3 protein-coding genes are annotated in these 2,261 nt (G+C 29.7%); all 3 read right to left on the bottom strand.

The genetic code is table 11. The features are described 5' to 3' along the window. Positions 1-119 precede the first annotated feature (119 nt). The 3 genes from CD128_RS09705 to CD128_RS09715 are packed head-to-tail and all read right to left on the bottom strand — an operon-like array spanning position 120 to position 2,228. Entirely contained in the window at positions 120-542 is a 423-nt protein-coding gene (locus CD128_RS09705) for a Fur family transcriptional regulator (RefSeq protein ID WP_103329720.1), read from the bottom strand. 3 nt (positions 543-545) lie between these two features. Then, entirely contained in the window at positions 546-1,391 is an 846-nt protein-coding gene (locus CD128_RS09710; protein ID WP_103329721.1) for a metal ABC transporter permease, read from the bottom strand. Between the two features lie 60 nt (positions 1,392-1,451). Next, entirely contained in the window at positions 1,452-2,228 is a 777-nt protein-coding gene (locus CD128_RS09715; RefSeq protein ID WP_103329722.1) for a metal ABC transporter ATP-binding protein, read from the bottom strand. Positions 2,229-2,261: the final 33 nt, after the last annotated feature.

Raw genomic sequence — 2,261 nt, forward strand, 5'->3', positions numbered from 1 at the left:
TGGATTTTAAACATAATATGGCTTATATTTTAAAATTTGCTTAATAAATCAGTCTAATGACCTATAATACATAAAAACCTATCTAGCTTATGAGATAATTGGCTAGATAGGTTTATTCGTTAATTAATGCCTTTATGATGACATGTTTCACATATGCCATAAACTTCTAATTTATGTGTATGAATGTCTACATTTGGCAAGAACTGTTTAATTTCGTCAATTGGACAATAATCAATTACTTTTGTATCGCCACAATTTTCACAAATAAAATGATGGTGATGATGATTTGTACACGCAATTCTAAACTTCATTTCTCCGTCTAATTCAGTACTCTCGATGATATTTAAGTCTTTAAATAGATGTAAATTTCTATATATGGTATCGAAAGAAATACCAGGATAATCTTTATCTAATTGTTGTTGAATATGTTTAGCATTAATATATTTGTCTTCTTGAACGAATATATTAATCATATCTTCGCGTTTCTTTGTATATTTTAAACCATTATTTTTTAAAATTTTTATTGCATCATTTGTATTCATACTTTAATGCCCCTTTTTAAATCTAAAAGTAGATCTTTGATATAACATCGTAATGCCTAATAATAAAACTAATAGGACTACAATAACACCACCAGGCGAAATATTCATATAGAAAGCAAGAATTAATCCTAAAATCACTGAACTTTCACCAATTATAACACTTAAAATGATTAATTGTTTAAAGCCTTTAGTTATTCGCATAGCAATTGCTATTGGGAGTGTAATTAAAGCACTCACTAGTAAAATCCCTACTACTCTCATAGAAGCTGAGATAACCATAGCGACAATAATTATAAATAGAAATTGTATCCATTTAGGAATATTAATCACTTTACTATATTCTTCATCAAAAGATAAAATAAATAACTCTTTGTAGAATAAAAAAATGAATAGGACAACGATGACTGAAATCACTGAGATTGTAAGCAAATCACTCAAATTCACCGCACTTATAGAACCAAATAATAGTCCTACAATCTCTTGGTTGAAACCATCAGCTAATGATATGAATATTGCACTTAATGCAATACCAGCACTCATAATAATTGGAATTGCTATTTCTTGATAATTTGTATAAGACGTTCTTAATTTTTCAATTAATAGCGCTCCAACGATGGCAAAGAGAATACCAAACCACATTGGGTTAATAAATGCTAATGCGGGAGATAATGTTAGGACAAACATCCCAAATGAAATACCACCTAAAGTCACATGGCTTAAAGCATCTGCAATTAGAGATAAACGTCTTACTACAATAAAGGCGCCTATTAATGGCGCAATAAAACCAATAAGAATACCACTTATTAGTGAATAACGCATAAAATCAAAATTTAATAAGGCTTCAATCATGGAAATCACCGTATACAGTTTTATTTAATTTATTCATAATTAACTCCTTGTAATCTTATATTATGCTTCACAGCATGTTCTATTGTGTTGATGATCAACAAATTTAACGGGATGACCATAAATTTTAGAAATTTCAACTTCATCAAGCGATTTAAATTCTTCCGTTGAGCCATGAAAATGTAAATGTTTGTTTAGACAAGCAACTTTAGTAGCTGTATCGGCTACAACGCCAATATCATGGGTTACAAGTATAATTGTAATCCCCTCATGTTTTAACCGTTCTAATGTTTCATAAAATTCACTAACATGTTTAGCATCTATACCATTTGTAGGTTCATCGAGGATTAATACAGATGGATTAGATATTAAAGCACGAGCGATTAAAATTCGTTGTTGTTGTCCTCCAGATAGCTCTGCGATATTTTTATCAATTAGATGATGAATGTTTAATCTACGCAAGACGTCTTCTACTAATTTTTCATCTACTTTATTAAAGCGCTGAAAAAGCTTTTTTGTCTTAGTAAGACCACTTAATACGACTTCATGGACACTTGCTGGAAATCCCGCTCTAAAAGCATTTGCTTTTTGAGATACATAGCTTATTTTTAATGCAGATTGTATATTCTTTTTATATGATTTTCCGTCGATAAAAATTTCACCATTTTGAAGCGGAAGTAATCCTAATATTACTTTTAACAATGTAGATTTACCTGCCCCATTGGGTCCTACTATTGCAAGAAAATCGCCTTTATTTATTTTTATATTTATATTTTCAAGCACTTGTTTATTATCGAAAAAGTAATCAATATTTTTTAATTCAAATACGGGTTGGCTCATGATTTCACCTCGTTTAATACTATACAATTATTG

The sequence above is a fragment of the Staphylococcus croceilyticus genome (assembly GCF_002902575.1).
Classification (GTDB): domain Bacteria; phylum Bacillota; class Bacilli; order Staphylococcales; family Staphylococcaceae; genus Staphylococcus; species Staphylococcus croceilyticus.

What these genes read in the sequence shown, in the direction of transcription:
- CD128_RS09705 (WP_103329720.1), bottom strand. Translation starts at nt 542, where the DNA reads ATGAATACAAATGATGCAATAAAAATTTTAAAAAATAATGGTTTAAAA.
- CD128_RS09710 (WP_103329721.1), bottom strand. Translation starts at nt 1,391, where the DNA reads ATGATTGAAGCCTTATTAAATTTTGATTTTATGCGTTATTCACTAATA.
- CD128_RS09715 (WP_103329722.1), bottom strand. Translation starts at nt 2,228, where the DNA reads ATGAGCCAACCCGTATTTGAATTAAAAAATATTGATTACTTTTTCGAT.